Below are 16,043 nucleotides of genomic sequence, written 5' to 3'. Positions count from 1 at the left end.
GCCAAGCTTATGCAAGGGTTCAGGCGAAGCCTTTCACTGCCCCGCCCAGAGAACGTTTAGATGCTTGAAATTCCATTTCTCATAAGATTCACGACTGACGATCCGGTCGGCATTTTTTTGATCGCTCAAGTCGACAATCACGCGCGGGATTGAATGGTTGTTTTGAGTCGAAAAAAACACTTTTACGTTGGGCGTCAACAACGACGAGTCATTCTGTTCAATGACAACGGCGAGTCGGCCGCTTTCCAATCGAACCAGCGAGCCAATGGGGAATATCCCCATGTATTTTACAAAGGCCTGGAAAATAACCGGGTCGAAATGTCCTTCCCACGCGGCCATCTTGTGCATCGCGTCTGCCGGCCCCCAACCCTTTTTGTAAGGGCGATCCGACGTAACGGCATCATAGACATCACAAATGGATGCCATTCGTCCAAACAGACTGATTTGCTCGCCGGCTAATTGATGGGGGTAGCCTGTGCCATCCATTTTTTCGTGATGATGCAGGCACACATCAAGCACCAGAGCGCTGATATGCCGGTTGTTCAACAGAATCTGTCCCCCGAGCTCAGGGTGTTGGTAGATGGTGAGAAACTCCTCACTGGTCAGCTTGCCAGGTTTGTCGAGTATTTTTTGTGGGATAGCCATTTTGCCGATGTCATGCAGCAGGCCGGCTAGACCGGCCTCATGCACATTGGTGCATGAGAGGTTCAATTGGCGGGCCAGACCTATCATCAGCCCACTGACTGCAACGGAATGCATGTACGTGTATTCGTTGATGCTTTTCAGGCGAGCCAGGCTGATAAGCGCATGTGGGTTGCGCGTGATGGAGTTGGTAATCGTAGTAATCAGTTGATCGGCGCCCTGCAGCTCAATCGTGGCACCCATGCGGGCTTGGTTGAACATTTCCATAACGGCTGTTTTCGAGCGTTCACAGAGCTTTCGGGCAACCTTGGCTTCCTCTTCGACGGATACGCTCACGACGACCTTCGTTTTGTCCTCGGCAACGACGGCCATTACCGATTGAGCGTAGCTGTCGGCCTGGGCAGCCGTAATGGCCGGCACGTCTGCTGCAATATCCAATCCTCTGTCCGTTTCAATCCAGACTTCGTGAATCGCTGAATCGGATATACGCTTCAGATCGGTTTTGTTCTTGAGCAAGAAGCGTTCTCTCCAGAATGGATGATCGGCCCAGGCTCCGCAAAACTCGGTAATGTACATACCCAGGCGCAGATCCGAGACCGCAATACGCTTCAACATGGTGATTTACCTCAGATTCCATGCTGCTGATCAGGTTTATCAACCTACTGAAAACCCGGCGCCGCAGCCAAAGTACAGGGACCATTCCCGTCCATGGTTACGCTGGGTATAGCATCAAACCTGGAAGTGCCCGACTTGTTGTTGCAGTGTTCCCCCAAGGTGGGCCAGTTCAACACTCGAGGCCGCCGTCTGCTTGGTCGATGCCGCTGACTCATCGGTAACCTCCCTGACTCGCGTGATGCTTCGGCTGATTTCTTCGGCTACCGCGCTTTGTTCTTCGGTGGCGGTTGCGATCTGCTGCATCATTTGCTGAATTGCGGCGATCATGCGGGAAATGTCCATGACGGCGGACCCGGTATCATCAACCCCTGCAACCGTCCGTTCGGTCAGGTCGCTGCACAGCTGCATGCTGGTCGCGGCCTCATCGACGATGCGTTGCAACCCTTCAATGAGGGATTGAATCTCTACCGTTGCATCCTGGGTGCGGCGTGCCAACAGACGAACTTCATCGGCCACGACGGCGAAACCACGACCGGCGTCACCCGCGCGCGCCGCTTCGATGGCCGCATTCAGTGCCAGCAGATTGGTCTGGTCTGCTACCGATTTGATGACATCCAGCACACCGCCGATTTGCCCGGTTTCGAGTTTCAGGCGCGACATCGCGTCGTTAGACCCAGCGACTTCCGTGGCGAGGTGCTTGATTTGGCTGATAGCCTGGCGAGCCTTTGCCTCACCGGCTTGGGCTTGCTGATCGGCGCGAAGCGCAGCGCTGGCCACCTGTTCGGAATTTCGAGCCACCTCCTGGACCGTCGCCGCCATTTCGTGGACGGCGGTTGCCACCTGATCGACCTCCTGGTTTTGAATCGCGACCCCATGACTGGCCTGTTCAGTCGCGCTGGATAGTTCAGCTGCCGCCCCGGAAATGGTTTCAGCCGAGGTGCGCACTTGGCCGATTAGCTTGCCAAGGCCCAGTTGCATTTCGCCCAGGGAGGCCATGACACTTCCTTTCGGGGCCAGTTTTGCCCCTGGGAGGTTGCGCATGTCACCGCAGGCAACGCGCTGCGCTGCTGCGGACAGGTCAGATGGTTCGGCGCCCAAGGTACGCAGCAGGCTTCTCACGATGGCAATGCCGAGTCCAAGGGCAAGCAACAATGCGCCCAGGCTGACCGCGATCATCAGGTTGCGTTGGCTTTGGTACTCATTGTGGCCGCTGATCACGGCCTCATTGGCCGCGTCCCTGCTGTGCTGCATGTAAGCCTGGCCCGCCGTCAGGAGTTGCCGTAGCAACGGAATGCAATCGCGGTTGATTCGCACAATGGCTTCTTCCCGCTGACCGGTTGCCGCGCGCTCCACAATTCCCAGTGCAACCGGGCCGTAGAGACCCTCGATGCGGTCTATATCAGCCAGCAACTGTTTTTCTGTGCGTGATTGCGCCTCGGGAACCGCGCCGAGCGCATTTTTCAAATCCTGGAGGCGCGCCTTGACGTCCTGGTGTGCTTCAAGGACCTCCGCGTGTTCCAGCTTCAGATCGGCCTCGGAAGAAACCAACACCATATTGCGCGCCGCGACGGCACGTCGCTGTGCGGCGATGAGCAGTCCAGATGCCAGTTCTTCGCGGGCATTCACACCGCCAACGTAGAGTGAAAAGGCGTCGTTGAACCTGGCCAGCGCTACCATCGCGAGGACGCTGACGAGTAGCACCAGGGCAGTCAGGGCAGCGAAGCTCATGCCGAGCTTCATTTTTACGGATAGGTTCATGGCAGGTCGCTCGTTGAGGCGGAACACCGAAGGTGGCCGTGCGTTCATTTGTATGGCATTAAGCTAGCACTTAATATTGTACAAAGGTCGAACATTTGTATAAGTATTTGTACAAGAATTTATTGCCTATGAAGTCATCACCATGGGGCTGTGCCGCGAACTAATGCTTCAGGCAGGTGATCCCAAACGCACCTAACTGAATAAATGCGCGGATCTTCATCCATGGAAAATGCCTGTATTTACACGATCGGCCATTCGACCAGGGCCCTCGACGCATTCGTCGAGACAGTCAAAGGTTTTGAAATCGAGACGATTGTCGATGTCAGGACGGTGCCGCGATCCCGGACAAACCCCCAATACAACCTGGACACGCTACCGGCGCAATTGGCCGAATGGGGGCTGTGGTATGTGCAGATTCCAGAGCTGGGTGGGTTGCGCAAAAAATCCAAGACCGTTGCGGATGAGGTCAATTCGTACTGGCAGAACCGCAGCTTTCATAACTACGCCGACTATGCGCTCTCGAAGGCGTTTGAAGCGGGGCTGGAGCGACTCGTTGAGTTAAGCCAAGCCCAACGCTGCGTGCTCATGTGTGCGGAGGCGGTCTGGTGGCGCTGCCATCGCCGGATCATTGCCGACTACCTGTTGCTTCGGGGCATTGAAGTCATTCATATCATGGACAAAGGCAAAGCGAATAAAGCCGTCTTGAATCCCGCTGCGTTGGTCCGGGGGCTCACGCTCACTTACCCGGGCTCACGCGTTCAACCCAAACGCGATACCTGATATGTCGATCAAACGAGTCTTCCGGGTTTTCGTAAGCTTCGAGTTTTTCCAGGAACCCTGACTGCTCAAGGCTAGCCAAATCCTCAAGGGTCCATTCAGTAGGGAAGTCGCTGGAAAACTCCTTACCCAGGTGTTCAACCCAATGGTAAACCGGGAAGGGGAGGTAACCGAGCCACTCGGATTGATAGGTTATCTCGTGAGAGTCGCTGCCAGTCACCATGGCGTTGATCCTGTTCTTAATCATTTCTTGGCATTCATTCATGGTGATTTCGATCTCGGTTGAGTGGCCGGTGTGCCTAAGCGTTTTGGCTTCGAAAGTCATCGGCCCTGAGGAATTCAATGAGCGCTTTGAGGGCCGGTGGCACATGGCGTCGGCTGGAATAATAAAGAAAGAAACGGCTTGGCGGGGCTTTCCAATCCGTGAGTATTTCCCTGAGATGCCCGTTGCGGATAGCGTCGCGGGCCAGTTCCTCGTAGACATAGGCAATGCCGGCACCATCTTTCGCTGCCTGGATCATCAGTACATCGTCTTCCAGAATGAGCGGGCCTGTGACCGATAGGCGTATCGGCTGGCCGTCTGCCTGATACTCCCAAGCGTACAGTTTGCCGCTGGGGAAGCGCCTGGCAATGCACGCATGGTCCAGCAAGTCACGAGGTACATTCGCGATTCCCTTGGCGGCCAGATAGGTCTCGGCGGCAACGGTCACGAACGACTGAGGGGCCCCGACCGGGACGGCGATCATGTCGCCGGCCAGGCTTTCACCAAAGCGCACGCCCGCATCAAACCCGCCGTCCACGATATCGGCCAATCCATCATCGGTGACCAGTTCCAACTGGATGCGGGGATACCTGGCCACGAAAGGCGCGAGCATGTGTGCAAACAGGATGCGCGCCGCTGGGCGCGCCACGTTGAGGCGAAGTTTGCCGGCGGGCACTTCCTGCATCGACGTCAATTGCGCCAACGCAGCGGCCACTTGATGCAGGGTCGGGGCCAGCGTGGCCAATAGCTGCTGGCCGGCTTCGGTCGGGGTCACGCTACGGGTGGTTCGGTTCAGCAGCCTGACACCCAGGCGCGCCTCCAATGCTCGCATCGCGTGACTCAAGGCGGACGCCGAGACGCCACGCTCGTCCGCTGCCTTGCGAAAACTGCGATGGCGAGCGACGGCGGCAAACGCATCGAGTTCAGAAAGATCGGGGTGATGACTCATGAATATGGTTCAGTAGTTCAAAGAGGATTGCCTATCTTATCGGCAGGAGATCGCTCCCGGATACTGGCGTCATCATTCATGGAGAGGTCGCTATGCAAAAGAATCGTCTTGGATCATCGGATTTGCTGATTTCGCCGATTGGCCTGGGGACATGGGCAATCGCCGGCACCGGTTGGGAATACAGTTGGGGCGCGCAGGATGACAAGGACAGCCTGGATGCACTGGAATATGCCGTCGAACGGGGGGTGAACTGGATCGACACCGCTGCGGTTTATGGCTTGGGCCATGCGGAACAACTGGTGGGGCAGTTGTTGCGTCGGGTGCCGGCTTCGCGGCGTCCTTTGGTGTTCACCAAGGGCAGCCTGGTCTGGGACCCGCTCAGCAAAGCCATTTCCCACTCGCTGGCGCCGCAATCGTTGCTCGCCGAGGTCGATGCCAGTTTGCGCCGGCTTCAAGTCGAGACGATCGATCTGTACCAGATCCACTGGCCTGCGTTTCCTGCCGACGGCAGCAGTGAAGGCATTGAACTGGCGCTTTCGGCGCTGGCAACCGCGCGTGCCCAAGGAAAAATCCGCGCTATCGGCGTCTCGAATTTCGACGTCGCTCAACTCCAGCGGGCCCAGGCGGTGACCGAGATCGTGTCGCTCCAGCCGCCGTACTCTGCGTTGATGCGCGATATCGAGAGGGATGTCCTGCCATTCTGCGAGCAGGCCGGGATGGGGGTTCTGGCCTATTCCACGCTTCAATCGGGATTGCTTTCCGGCAGCATGACCCGTGAGCGCATCTCGCAATTGCCCGAAGACGATTGGCGCAAGGCTCGGAGTGCGGACTTCCAGGAACCCCGTTTGAGTGCCAACCTGGCATTGGTCGAGGTCATGGCGGGCATTGGCGAAAGGCACGGCGTCAGTGCGGCGGCGGTCGCCATTGCCTGGGTACTGCGCAAACCGGTGGTGACCGGCGCCATTGTCGGGGCCCGTCGTCCCGCACAAGTGGACGGGCTGATCGCCGGTTCGCAGCTGCGCCTCAGCGCTGAGGAAATCGACGAGATCCAACCGTTCCTGCCGTCGGGCATGGGCACCAATGTCCCGGGAGCTGCCTGACCCGGCAGGCACCCTGAGCGGACACTTGTCCGTGTTCGCTCAGGGGCGAAAGGTTATTGCAGCGGAACATACACGTCCGTTTGCCATTGATCCTGCGGCGTCTCGGGATACACGCTCAAGTAATGGAAGAACAGCGGGTGGTCACGCAGTTCTTCGCCACTGGCAGGCAGCCAATCCCGGTAAACCGGATAGATCGTTTCGCCGATGTGATCCGGTGACCCTACGTGTCGAACCACGGCGCAGCGACCACCAGGAATGGCGATCTCGTGCACGCCGAACGCATTGGGCGCCACGGCCTCGTGAATCTCGCCGCAGATGGCGAAGCGGAAGTCTTGGGGAGGTGTCGTATCGGGATTGTTATAGGGAATACCGAAGGTACGACTCGATGCCACGGGCGACTGTCCGCTCTGCATGCGCCATTCGATGAACGTGCGCACACTCTCGTCGACGAGTCCGGTCGGTCCACAGTGCTCAAGCGTTGCGACTCGGGTTTCAGGGAATTCCACGATTTTTACTTGCATGATGATCGTCCTGGAAAAATGAGGGATGGCGAATACCGCATTCCAGACCTGCCAGTTCGGTTCCTTCCTGAACGCACTCGGTGTCATGCCGAATGCCCGCCTGAACGCCCTGCAAAATGCCTCGGGACTTTCAAAGCCAGCGCCGAATGCGGCGTCCAGTATCGAATGATCCGCGAGGGCGGCCAGACGATGTGCCGCCCGGCGTAGCCGCATCAGTTGCACATAACGTGAGACCGGTACGCCGACGAACGCAGTGAATTGTCGGTGGAAGTGAAAGGCCGAGAAGTTCGCCACACAGCTCAGCGTCTTCACCGACAGGTCACCTTCGAGATTGGCATCAATGTAGGCGAGTACGGCATCGAAGCGTTGGGTGTAGGCGAGGTGGGTCGGGATGTCAGACACTGGAAAAGGCTCTCGGAAGTACGGTCGGCATAGCGTCGACTATAGCGGGGTGAACGCGCCTAGCCGCGTTTGCTCAAAGCAGCTGGCAGGTCCCGGCTTGCTTGACTACCATTTTCAGCACCACGCGCCTGATGCGGCGTCGGGCTTAGGGAGAGTGCATTGTTCAGCCGTTAATCCTCAACCTTCATAGCGTTACAAGGAGAGTAAGCATGAATGAAGACTGGCCGGCGCTAGGCTTGAATAACGTAGAGCACTCTTTTGGAACCAAGTTTGGCGCCAGTAATAACCCTTTCCTTCAAAAGGCGCTGAAGGATGAGGTAAAAAGCGGCAATTGTTTCGCCTATTCGATGCTCTGGTGCCGTCAGAGCATCAAATTGGGCCGCAAGCTTCAGAGCAAGAGTGAATTAATTACGCACATGCCACTCATGGTCGCGGCGCAAGCGATGCAGTCGCAGCAGGTACGACAGAACAAAAAAGGTGCCTACGGCGCAGAGGGCATGTTGGGCGAGGCCTATTACCAAGCGATGGCCGCAGCATTCTGTGTTTCTGCAGATGAGGTAGGCAAGGATGTCGGGTCTATCTTGAGTGACCACAATGGCTGGCTTGATTTGGTCACCCAATCGGAAGGGTACTATGTCATTGCCTTCATTTTCTCGGGTGGCGGGGCTCATGCCGTGGCAGCGTTGAACAAGGGGCGGGACCTGGTGTTTTTTGATCCCAATTATGGTCAGTATTCAGTAGATAATTACGCTCCGTGGGAGATGGTGCAATATCACGCCGATGTCAAGAAAGGTTGCGATAGCTATGGTTTCATTACGCACTGGATCGCGGTCAGAGTGAGCTGACGCGACGCCGCTTCGTTCTGGCGTCGCCCGAGAAAGGCTTATGCGCGCCCGATCGCTAACGTGGCGCGCGTTCCCGTCGGACTGCGATTTTCCAGCTTGACTTGCCCTCCCAGCCGATCGGCGATGGCTTTCACGATGGCCAGGCCCAATCCGGCGCCTTGATCATTGCCGCGGCTGTAGAAGCGCTCGAGGAGCCGATTGGATTCGGACTCGTCGATACCCGGCCCTTCGTCTTCGACCGATAACTCATAGTGATTGCCGTTTTTGGCCAAGCGCACCGTAATCTGCCCTTGGGCAGGGGAGAAGTTGGCCGCATTGGTCACCAGATTGTTCAAGGCAACGTGGATGTCGGCCGGGTCCACCCTGACCGGTTCGATGTCGTCGCTGGCATCGAATACCAGTTCAAGCCCCTTGCTTAAAAGCCAGGGTGTCAGCTGAACCAGGCCTTCTCGGACAGTGGCTGCCAGATCGATGAGCGGTGGGATGTGTGCGCCTGTCTTCGGTTCGATCCGAGCCATGGTCAGCAGTTGGTTGACCAGGCGGCTGGCACGGTCAACGCCGGCGATCAGGTGCTCCAGTGATTCGCGACGTTCATGTTCGGTCCCGGCCTCCAACAGGTTCTGCGCATGGACCCGCAGCACGGCCAGCGGAGTCCGCAGTTCGTGGGCCGCATCGGCGATGAAGCGCCGCTCGCGCTCGAGTACGTCCTGGATTTGCGCCAGCATGCGATTGAGCGCGGCCTGCATCGGTTCCAGTTCGCTGGGCAGTGGCGTCAGTTGCAGGGGCTCCAGGGAACCGCTGTGGCGCGCACGCAGGGTGGCCGCCATGTCAGCCAATGGCTTGAGCCCCCAGCCGATGGCCAACCAGACCATTGCCGCCAGGACCAGGCTGCCCAGGATGTTCGGCCACAGCGTATGGCGCACGATGCGGTCGACCAGGTCGGCCCGTACATCATCCCGTTCACCGACCCAGATATTCAGGTCGTTCTGTTTGTCCTTGAGGACAAAGGCGCGCCAGTGACGGTTGTTCAGATCCACCACGTCACTGAAACCGGGCTCGGTCGGCGGTGCGCGGAAGGAGGGGGCGCTGGCGGTATGCACCAGCACTTCGCCCTTGGCGTTCCATACCTGGAAGGCGATTTTGCTTTCGTAAGGATGGCCGTCGCTTCGCGGCGCGGCCTCGCTCAGCGCCGTATTGAAAGCCCGGTACAGATCGGCGTGTGCCTGGCTCGCCAGCGGCATGTGCATTACGCCCTGGAGCAGACGGGCATTTTGTGCCAGTTGCGCGTCGTAGACCTCGGCGATTTCATGATTGCTGTCGTGCAGGTTGAGTACGCTGATCACCGCCAGACCGGCGAGCATCAGGCCGATGATCAGGGTCAGCGTGCGGCGGCGAATCGACGTCATCGATGTTCCTCTACCAGATACCCCACGCCCCGAACGGTGCGGATCAGGTCGGTGGAGAATTTCTTGCGCAGGTGATGGATATGCACCTCGAGGGTGTTGCTTTCGGCTTCTTCGCTCCAGCCGTACAACAGCTGCATGAGGTGATCGCGGGTCATGACGCGACCGGGGGGCGAGAGCAATTCGTGCAGCAATTGATATTCCTTGGGCGTCAGCACCACGGGCTTGCCGAGATAGCTGACTTGCTGGGTACCGGGGTTGAGGCTGATACCAGCGTGTTCGATCAGCATTTGTGCGCGCCCGGCACTGCGTCGTAGCAGGGCGCGCAAGCGGGCCTTGAGTTCGGCCAGGTCGAACGGCTTGACCAGGTAATCGTCGGCACCGGCGTCCAGCCCGGCGATGCGATCTTCGGTCGCATCGCGGGCGGTGAGGATCAGCACCGGCAGGTTGGAGCCACTGTCGCGCAGACGCTGCAGGACTTCGAGCCCGTCCATGCGCGGCAGACCGAGGTCGAGCACGGCCAGGTCAAAGGTTTCGCTGAGCAGGGCGTGCAAGGCACTTTTGCCGTCCTTGAGCCAGTCGACGGTGTAGCCTTCGCGGCCCAAGGCTTGATGAATGCCTTCGCCAAGAGCCACGTCATCCTCGATCAGTAGTACCCGCACACAGCCCCCTGTCAGTTGAGTTTTTTGTTCACTTCAAGCAAAAGTGCCTGGATTTCTTTGCGCCGTCCGGCATCGGCCAGTTCACGCCCGGGGCGTGGTGCGGCATTGAGCGCTTTTTGCAGGGCGCCTTGGGCTTCAGCGTAGCGTTTCTGACGGTAAAGGTGATCGCCCCAGAAGTACAGGCTGTCGATACCGTCGGGGTTGGATTGCAACGCTTGCTTGAGCAGTTGTTCGGCTTTGTCGGCATCACCGAAACCGATCGGCCAGCCGGGGACCCGGTCGTACAACGCCGCGAGACTGGTATAGGCCGAACCTTGCAGGGCTTTGGGGTCCAGGGCCAGGGCTTTTTCCAGGTCGGTCCTGGCCTCCTTGACTTTGCCCAGGGCGCCGAGCCCGCCTTGGGCTCCGGCCCAACTGCTGGTGACGATGCCTGACCAGATCCAGGCTTCGGCCAGCTCCGGGCGTTCATGGGTGAACGTCGTGGCTTGCGTTGCCAATTGCTCGAAGGCGGCTTCGCGTTGCTTTTCCGGCAGTTCATATTGAATGTGCGCCCAACTTTGCTGGATGCCCACGAGGCGTTGCTGGTCAGCCGTGTCCAGTGCCCAGGCGCTTTGGCCCACGGCGACGATCATCAGGCCGGCGAGAAGTCTTTTCATGGTTTCAGGTGCTCGTTTTCAGGTTTATGGCTCAGACGACGGATCAGCGGCAATTGCTTGCGCAGGCCCCGGTCCACCAGGTTCGGCAGCAGGTTGTTGAGGCGAACGAAGAAGCGCTCCGGCCAACCCAGGTAGAGATCACGACGGTCACCGGCGATGGCGTGGATCACCGCGTTGGCCACCGCTTGTGGATCATCGACGTTGGCTTTGAGTGCGTCGTTCAGGGCCTGGGCAGCGGGGCTGTTCATCGAAGTTCGGGTGGCGCGGGGCGCCACATAGAGCACGCCGACCCGCGTATCAGCCAGCTCCCGGCGCAGGGCTTCGGAGAAACCGCGCAGGGCAAACTTGCTGGCGCAATAGCCGGCATAGCCGGGGTAGCCGATGGAGCCATAGGTTGAGCCCACGTTGACCACCATGGCGCTGTCGGCTTGTTTGAGCAGTGGTAGCAGCAGCTTGGTCAGGCAGATCGGCGCACTGATATTTACCGCCAGCATCGCGTCGATCTCACTGTCATCAAGCTGTTCGAGCATGGCGAAGTGGTTGATGCCGGCGGCGTTGATCAGCAGGTTGACGCCGTCCAGGGCTTTGGCGGCAGCCAGGATCTTGCGTCGGTCGCAGGCTGACGTCAGGTCGGCGGCCACCCAGCACAGATTCTGTGGATAGCGCGCCAGCAACGGCAGCAGCGATTCCTGGTGTCGCGCCACTGCCAACACCCGGGCCCCGGCGGCGCACAGCGCTGCTGCGATGGCCTGACCGATGCCGCCGCTGGCACCGGTCAATACCACGCGGGCTTCACGCAGCTGCATGGTGAGCCTCCGTGTCCCGTGGCAAACCACGGAACATGTCGGTGTAGAGCCGGTACACCACTTTTGAGGCGTGGATCACCGCTGCCTGGTCCGCCGGGTCATCGAGTTTGTTCATCAGGCCGCGGTAGGTCTGCATGTGCTCGATGTCCAGGGAACCGTGGGAGCTCAAATAGCTGAAGGCACTTTCTGGCAGTCCCAGGTGTTCGCGGATGCTGCCCGCCGCGTGGGTGGCCAGGGCAATGCTGGTGCCTTCCAGCACATTGACCATGCCGAACAGCCCTACCGGGTTGCCCCGGGCGATCAGGTCGTAGAGAAAACTGACCATCAGTTCGATCGGCAACGAGGGCTGGCCGTTGCTCACGGTATCGCGATTGCCGCCACAGGCGACGATATCGTCGAGCACCCACTGTTCGTGGCCGTATTCTTCGTCGATGTACTCGCACACCGCCTTGCGCAGCCATTCGAGATGGCTTGGCAGGCGCGCGCCGCAGGCCATCATCAGCGGCACGGTGTGGCGCACGTGGTAATAAGCCTGGGCGAGAAACGCCCGGTAACTCTCCAGGCTGACCTTGCCTTCGAGGGCGTCACGGATGATCGGCACGTTGAACAGCTCGTGGCGTTGCTCTTTCGTGGCTTCTTGCAGGGCGTCGAAAAACATCATGATGCGGATTCCTCGCAATGGGTGGATGCAGTCAGTTGCGCGCGGTACTGCGCGACAATGGCGTCGCGGCGCGGGCGGCCATTGGCGGTCAGCAGACCGTTGGCGGCGGTGAACGGTTGGGGCAGACGGGTCCAACGGTGGACCCGGGCATAATCGGGTAGGTTTTCGTTGGCCTCGGCTACGGCGGCGGCCAGTTCTGCGTCGGTGCAGTCCGGGCGGTGAGGCCACAGCAATGCGTGATTGCGTGGCAGCGCTTCGCCATAGACAAAGGCTTGGGCGATGTGTCGACGCTGGGTCAGTTCGGCCTCGACCCATTCCGGGTTGACGTTGCGCCCGAAACTGGTGACGAACTGGTGTTTCTTGCGACCTTTGAGGTAAAGAAAACCCTCAGGGTCGAACTCGCCAAGATCCCCGCTGGGCCACCATTCTCCGGTGTAGGGCGGATCACCCAGGTAGCCGAGCAGGGTCGACCCCTTGATCAGCACTTCGCCGTCATCGGCCAGGCGTATCTGAATGTGGGGCAGGGGCTTGCCGACGCTGCCCGGACGCTGTGCGCCGGGGCGATTGAGGCACACCACCGAGGCGCATTCGGACAAGCCATAACCTTCGTAGACCGGCAGGCCGATGGCCTGGGCGCGCTGCAGCAGGCTCTCCGAGACCCGCGCGCCCCCCACGGCGGCAAAGCGCAACTTCTGTGGGACGAACGCTTTCTGTTCGGCGGCGCCGACCAATATCTGCAAGAGCTGCGGAACCAGGATCAGGCTCTCGGGGCCACGTTGGGCCAAACACCCAAGCAGACGTGGCGTGTCGACGCCGCTGGCACCGAGGATGCCGAGGGTTTTCTGGCTCGGCACGCTCAGCGTGGCGCCGGCGTACAGCGCCGCATAGCAGCCGAGGTTTTCCAACAGGATCGCCAGCGGCAATAGCGCCAGGTGATGCTGCGGGTCGGCGAGTTTGCTGGCGTGATCGAGCTCGCGTGCAACCCGCAGCAGGCTCTCGGCACTCAGGCATACGCCCTTTGGGGTACCGGTGGTGCCGGACGTGAAGGTCAGTTTGGCGGTGCCGACGGGCATCCGGTTCGGTCCGGTAAACGTGCGGCGCCAGAATTCGCCACTTTTTTCATAGCCGGCAGCGAGCAATTCGGCGTCCAGCTGCGGCTCCGCGACCACCCGTTCCGCCTGGCTTTGCTCCAGGCAGTGGGCCCGTTGGGCGGGGCTGAAGAAGGGTGGCAAGGTTACACAGGCCAGGCCTTCGAACAATGCCGCCAGGTCCCAGAGCATCGCTTCGACGCCGTTGTCCAGCGCCAACGCGATGACGGACACCTGCTCATCGCGCAGACGTTGCTGGCGGTACACCACCTCGGCGTACAACGTGGCGTAGTCGAGTTTCAGATGGTCGCCCCACAGCGCGATGCGATGGGTGTGACGCTCGGCATGGCGACGCAGGGTTTGCTGGAATCGCTGTAGTTCAGGCGACATGGCAGCTGTCCTCCTGGCATGACGGCAAGCCCAGGCGGGTGAACAGGCCGATGTTACGCAAGTGAATGAACCCTGCACGGATGTTGCCCACGTGCACCCAGGGTTTGCTTTCGTAGTAGCTACCCCAACTGTGGCGTTCGTCGCCCAGCCGCGCTGGGTCAGCGGCGCACAATGTCACCGGTTTCAGGCCAAGCCGGTGGAAGCTGTTGACCAAACCGATGTTGCCGGTGAAAGCCACCCATTCCAGGCCGCCCATGGCCAATAAGTAAGTGATGGCGATGATGCTCAAGCGCGCGCTGCCGGTGTCGCTGGCGGCAAGGTTGCCGACTTCGACGATGCCGGCGCGATCCACCGGATGTCCGGCCGCCGCGCCGATCAGAGGCTCGATCGGCTCGTCCAGGTAACGCTCCAGAAACAAGGATTCGTCAGCGGCCATGCGCACCCCGGCCACAGCGCACAACCCGCTGTCGGCATTGCTCAAGCCAAACAACTGCGGCATGAAATGGCGGATGTCGGCGCCGTGGGCCTTGCGAAAACGCTGCTGGATAAAGGCCTCGAACGACGGCCGCTGCACGTCGTCCGCCAGGGCTGCGGACAGGGTCATCGGCGGCGCTTCAGCCTGGCCGAAGTGCAGGGGTAGGGGGATATTCCAGTTGACAACGGGCATGGGCAGAACGCCTCCCTCGATAGAATGGGGAGGAGTATCCGAGGCATTTCTTAACGAAGTCTGAAGGTAAGAAAAAGCTTCTTGAATATCGGTCTTCAGACTGCCTTAAGACTTCACCGGCAGGTTGGCAGGGGCGGTTCTGAATAACCGGATCGCAGCTGCCAAATGAGTTGGCAGGCCACCAGACTTTCACGAGGCGCGTTATGACCCGCGATATAGCTGTAAACCGTTATGGAAAACTGTCGATGACCCTGCATTGGCTGATGCTGGCGCTGTTCGTTGGCGTGTATGCGTGCATCGAGATCAAGGGCTTCTTGCCCCGTGGCAGCACCGGGCGAAGCCTGCTATTGGGGTTGCACGGGCTGTTCGGGCTGAGCATTTTTGCACTGGTTTGGGTCCGCCTGTTCGGTCGCCTGACGCCACGCCCGCCCATCACGCCTGCGCCGCCGGCCTGGCAGACCGGCCTTGCGCACCTGATGCACCTGGCGCTGTACGGCCTGATGATAGCGACGCCGGTGCTGGCCTGGTTGATGCTGGCCGCCGGGGGAAACCGGTGCCGTATTTCGGTTTCTTCCTGCCGGCCCCCTAGCGGTGGACCCGGACCTGGCCAAACAGCTCAAGTATTGGCACGAGCTGCTGGGCAGCAGCGGCTATTGGTTGATTGGCCTGCATGCGGCGGCCGGCCTGATTCATCACTATTGGGTGGGTGACGATACCCTGGCTCGGATGCTGCCGAGACAATAATAGCGGTGGTTCCCAGGCTATTCAGTTAGGAGGTGGCCGCGCCAGAAACTCGCTGACCAGCGATGTAATCTGTTGCTGGATCACCTCACGTGGGCGAGCGCCGTCGCCATCCGCGCAAATCATGCCATCGCCTGGCGTGTTCTTTTCGATCACCGCCGCCCCGCCGGGTTTGCACTGCGCCAGGAAACTGAAATGGCTGGCATCGCTGATCTCGACGTAGCGCGTCGACGCTGGGGGCAGGCGTTTGGCCAAGTTTGCCGACTCCATCTGCGCAGGGAGAACTTCAGACGGCACACCCGCCGCGATCACCAGTGTCGGGACCGGGAGCGCGGCAAGGCTCGCATCGGTCAGTCCGCGTGACAGGCCCAGGTCCAATGAAACAATGGCTGTGACACGTTTGTCGCTCAAATCAGCGCCCAGCCGGGCCTTCGATTCCGCGGTGCTTTCGGGCTTCATCAGTTGGTAAACGGTGCAACTGGCCAATTTCGGGTGGGCGTTGCAGTCCTGGGTGAAAAGGTTGGGGTCGAAACGTGCACCGCTGATTTCCAGGACGGTCCAGCCACCGAGTGAATGGCCCACAGCTGCAATTTGACGCTTTGCGACCACGCCAAATTGTTCCGGCTGGGCCGTCACCGCGTCGATGGCACGACTGAGGTCACCGGGCCGTCGCCATAACTGCGCCGCGGCTTGAGGGCTGCGGTCCTGGCTGGTGGTGCCGGGGTGGTTGACCGCCGCGACGATGAAACCCTTATGGGCCAGTGCGCTGGCGAGCCACGTCTGGTTTCGCCAATTACCCCCGTAACCGTGGGAGAGCACCACCAAGGGATGCTCGCCGGCCGCCGGTGGCGCGTTGCGCACGGCCAGGGCACTGACAAACACCGGATTGTCGGCGATCAACTGCGGTGTGGCGGTGGTTGCACTGGGGTACCAGACGACCATCTCCAACGGGCGGTCATTCTGCGGGTCTGGCAGCGTAGAGGCCTGGAAGCCGATAGGGCTATCGTCAGCGAGTGCGGGGACGGTCAGGCAGATCAGAAGCAGTGCGCCAAGAGCTGTTTTCAATATCATGATCTTCCTTGATAGTTCGAATCATTA

General features: G+C 59.8%; 16 protein-coding genes and 1 pseudogene. 4 read left to right on the top strand and 13 right to left on the bottom strand.

Features of this window, described 5'->3' with window-relative positions; translation table 11 throughout:
* Positions 1 to 33: 33 nt before the first annotated feature.
* Positions 34 to 1,257: an HD-GYP domain-containing protein gene (locus CD58_RS15920; protein WP_025213989.1), complete on the bottom strand. Its 1,224-nt coding sequence runs from the start codon at positions 1,255 to 1,257 to the stop codon at positions 34 to 36.
* Positions 1,258 to 1,371: 114 nt separating this feature from the next.
* Positions 1,372 to 3,015 (bottom strand): methyl-accepting chemotaxis protein, encoded by a 1,644-nt coding sequence (locus CD58_RS15915; protein ID WP_025213988.1) that lies wholly within the window; start codon positions 3,013 to 3,015, stop codon positions 1,372 to 1,374.
* Positions 3,016 to 3,237: 222 nt separating this feature from the next.
* Here CD58_RS15915 and CD58_RS15910 point away from each other — a divergent pair, with 222 nt between their 5' ends.
* Entirely contained in the window at positions 3,238 to 3,795 is a 558-nt protein-coding gene (locus CD58_RS15910; protein ID WP_025213987.1) for a DUF488 family protein, read from the top strand.
* Here CD58_RS15910 and CD58_RS15905 read toward each other — a convergent pair.
* Positions 3,752 to 4,057, bottom strand: a complete 306-nt coding sequence (locus tag CD58_RS15905) for a hypothetical protein (RefSeq protein ID WP_080712638.1) — start codon at positions 4,055 to 4,057, stop codon at positions 3,752 to 3,754. The genes CD58_RS15910 and CD58_RS15905 overlap by 44 nt on opposite strands.
* 34 nt (positions 4,058 to 4,091) lie before the next feature.
* Positions 4,092 to 5,003, bottom strand: coding sequence for a LysR family transcriptional regulator (locus CD58_RS15900; RefSeq protein ID WP_025213985.1), 912 nt, complete (start codon positions 5,001 to 5,003; stop codon positions 4,092 to 4,094).
* A 92-nt stretch (positions 5,004 to 5,095) separates the two neighbouring features.
* Here CD58_RS15900 and CD58_RS15895 point away from each other — a divergent pair, with 92 nt between their 5' ends.
* Complete coding sequence (locus tag CD58_RS15895; RefSeq protein WP_025213984.1) at positions 5,096 to 6,103, top strand: aldo/keto reductase; 1,008 nt, start codon at positions 5,096 to 5,098, stop codon at positions 6,101 to 6,103.
* 53 nt (positions 6,104 to 6,156) lie between these two features.
* Here CD58_RS15895 and CD58_RS15890 read toward each other — a convergent pair whose 3' ends face one another.
* On the bottom strand, positions 6,157 to 7,026 hold the full coding sequence (locus CD58_RS15890; protein ID WP_025213983.1) for an AraC family transcriptional regulator: 870 nt from the start codon (positions 7,024 to 7,026) through the stop codon (positions 6,157 to 6,159).
* 209 nt (positions 7,027 to 7,235) lie between these two features.
* Between CD58_RS15890 and CD58_RS15885 the strand changes: the two genes are divergently transcribed.
* Positions 7,236 to 7,871: a YopT-type cysteine protease domain-containing protein gene (locus CD58_RS15885; protein ID WP_025213982.1), complete on the top strand. Its 636-nt coding sequence runs from the start codon at positions 7,236 to 7,238 to the stop codon at positions 7,869 to 7,871.
* Positions 7,872 to 7,909: 38 nt separating this feature from the next.
* Here CD58_RS15885 and CD58_RS15880 read toward each other — a convergent pair whose 3' ends face one another.
* The 7 genes from CD58_RS15880 to CD58_RS15850 are packed head-to-tail and all read right to left on the bottom strand — an operon-like array spanning position 7,910 to position 14,204.
* Complete coding sequence (locus CD58_RS15880; RefSeq protein WP_025213981.1) at positions 7,910 to 9,277, bottom strand: ATP-binding protein; 1,368 nt, start codon at positions 9,275 to 9,277, stop codon at positions 7,910 to 7,912.
* Entirely contained in the window at positions 9,274 to 9,936 is a 663-nt protein-coding gene (locus tag CD58_RS15875) for a response regulator (RefSeq protein ID WP_025213980.1), read from the bottom strand. Before CD58_RS15875 ends, CD58_RS15880 begins: the two co-directional genes overlap by 4 nt.
* 11 nt (positions 9,937 to 9,947) lie before the next feature.
* Complete coding sequence (locus CD58_RS15870) at positions 9,948 to 10,592, bottom strand: tetratricopeptide repeat protein (protein WP_025213979.1); 645 nt, start codon at positions 10,590 to 10,592, stop codon at positions 9,948 to 9,950.
* Positions 10,589 to 11,398: an SDR family oxidoreductase gene (locus CD58_RS15865; RefSeq protein WP_025213978.1), complete on the bottom strand. Its 810-nt coding sequence runs from the start codon at positions 11,396 to 11,398 to the stop codon at positions 10,589 to 10,591. The genes CD58_RS15870 and CD58_RS15865 overlap by 4 nt, the downstream gene beginning before the upstream one ends.
* Positions 11,385 to 12,059, bottom strand: coding sequence for a TenA family transcriptional regulator (locus CD58_RS15860; RefSeq protein WP_025213977.1), 675 nt, complete (start codon positions 12,057 to 12,059; stop codon positions 11,385 to 11,387). The genes CD58_RS15865 and CD58_RS15860 overlap by 14 nt, the downstream gene beginning before the upstream one ends.
* Entirely contained in the window at positions 12,056 to 13,537 is a 1,482-nt protein-coding gene (locus CD58_RS15855; protein WP_025213976.1) for an AMP-binding protein, read from the bottom strand. Before CD58_RS15855 ends, CD58_RS15860 begins: the two co-directional genes overlap by 4 nt.
* Complete coding sequence (locus tag CD58_RS15850) at positions 13,527 to 14,204, bottom strand: thermostable hemolysin (protein ID WP_025213975.1); 678 nt, start codon at positions 14,202 to 14,204, stop codon at positions 13,527 to 13,529. The genes CD58_RS15855 and CD58_RS15850 overlap by 11 nt, the downstream gene beginning before the upstream one ends.
* 203 nt (positions 14,205 to 14,407) lie before the next feature.
* Here CD58_RS15850 and CD58_RS15845 point away from each other — a divergent pair.
* Positions 14,408 to 14,948: pseudogene (locus CD58_RS15845) on the top strand (cytochrome b).
* A gap of 21 nt (positions 14,949 to 14,969) precedes the next feature.
* On the opposite strand, the gene CD58_RS15840 reads toward CD58_RS15845, so the two are convergent.
* Positions 14,970 to 16,010 (bottom strand): alpha/beta hydrolase family protein, encoded by a 1,041-nt coding sequence (locus CD58_RS15840; protein WP_025213974.1) that lies wholly within the window; start codon positions 16,008 to 16,010, stop codon positions 14,970 to 14,972.
* Between the last annotated feature and the right edge of the window lie 33 nt (positions 16,011 to 16,043).

Origin of the sequence: Pseudomonas brassicacearum (assembly GCF_000585995.1) — a bacterium.
Lineage (GTDB): Bacteria > Pseudomonadota > Gammaproteobacteria > Pseudomonadales > Pseudomonadaceae > Aquipseudomonas > Aquipseudomonas brassicacearum_A.
Note: the sequence above shows the minus strand (reverse complement) of the source record. Positions and strands in the feature narration are given on the sequence as shown.

What these genes read in the sequence shown, in the direction of transcription:
- CD58_RS15850 (WP_025213975.1), bottom strand. Translation starts at nt 14,204, where the DNA reads ATGCCCGTTGTCAACTGGAATATCCCCCTACCCCTGCACTTCGGCCAG.
- CD58_RS15870 (WP_025213979.1), bottom strand. Translation starts at nt 10,592, where the DNA reads ATGAAAAGACTTCTCGCCGGCCTGATGATCGTCGCCGTGGGCCAAAGC.
- CD58_RS15880 (WP_025213981.1), bottom strand. Translation starts at nt 9,277, where the DNA reads ATGACGTCGATTCGCCGCCGCACGCTGACCCTGATCATCGGCCTGATG.
- CD58_RS15885 (WP_025213982.1), top strand. Translation starts at nt 7,236, where the DNA reads ATGAATGAAGACTGGCCGGCGCTAGGCTTGAATAACGTAGAGCACTCT.
- CD58_RS15855 (WP_025213976.1), bottom strand. Translation starts at nt 13,537, where the DNA reads ATGTCGCCTGAACTACAGCGATTCCAGCAAACCCTGCGTCGCCATGCC.
- CD58_RS15915 (WP_025213988.1), bottom strand. Translation starts at nt 3,015, where the DNA reads ATGAACCTATCCGTAAAAATGAAGCTCGGCATGAGCTTCGCTGCCCTG.
- CD58_RS15865 (WP_025213978.1), bottom strand. Translation starts at nt 11,398, where the DNA reads ATGCAGCTGCGTGAAGCCCGCGTGGTATTGACCGGTGCCAGCGGCGGC.
- CD58_RS15920 (WP_025213989.1), bottom strand. Translation starts at nt 1,257, where the DNA reads ATGTTGAAGCGTATTGCGGTCTCGGATCTGCGCCTGGGTATGTACATT.
- CD58_RS15905 (WP_080712638.1), bottom strand. Translation starts at nt 4,057, where the DNA reads ATGAATGAATGCCAAGAAATGATTAAGAACAGGATCAACGCCATGGTG.
- CD58_RS15900 (WP_025213985.1), bottom strand. Translation starts at nt 5,003, where the DNA reads ATGAGTCATCACCCCGATCTTTCTGAACTCGATGCGTTTGCCGCCGTC.
- CD58_RS15895 (WP_025213984.1), top strand. Translation starts at nt 5,096, where the DNA reads ATGCAAAAGAATCGTCTTGGATCATCGGATTTGCTGATTTCGCCGATT.
- CD58_RS15860 (WP_025213977.1), bottom strand. Translation starts at nt 12,059, where the DNA reads ATGATGTTTTTCGACGCCCTGCAAGAAGCCACGAAAGAGCAACGCCAC.
- CD58_RS15910 (WP_025213987.1), top strand. Translation starts at nt 3,238, where the DNA reads ATGGAAAATGCCTGTATTTACACGATCGGCCATTCGACCAGGGCCCTC.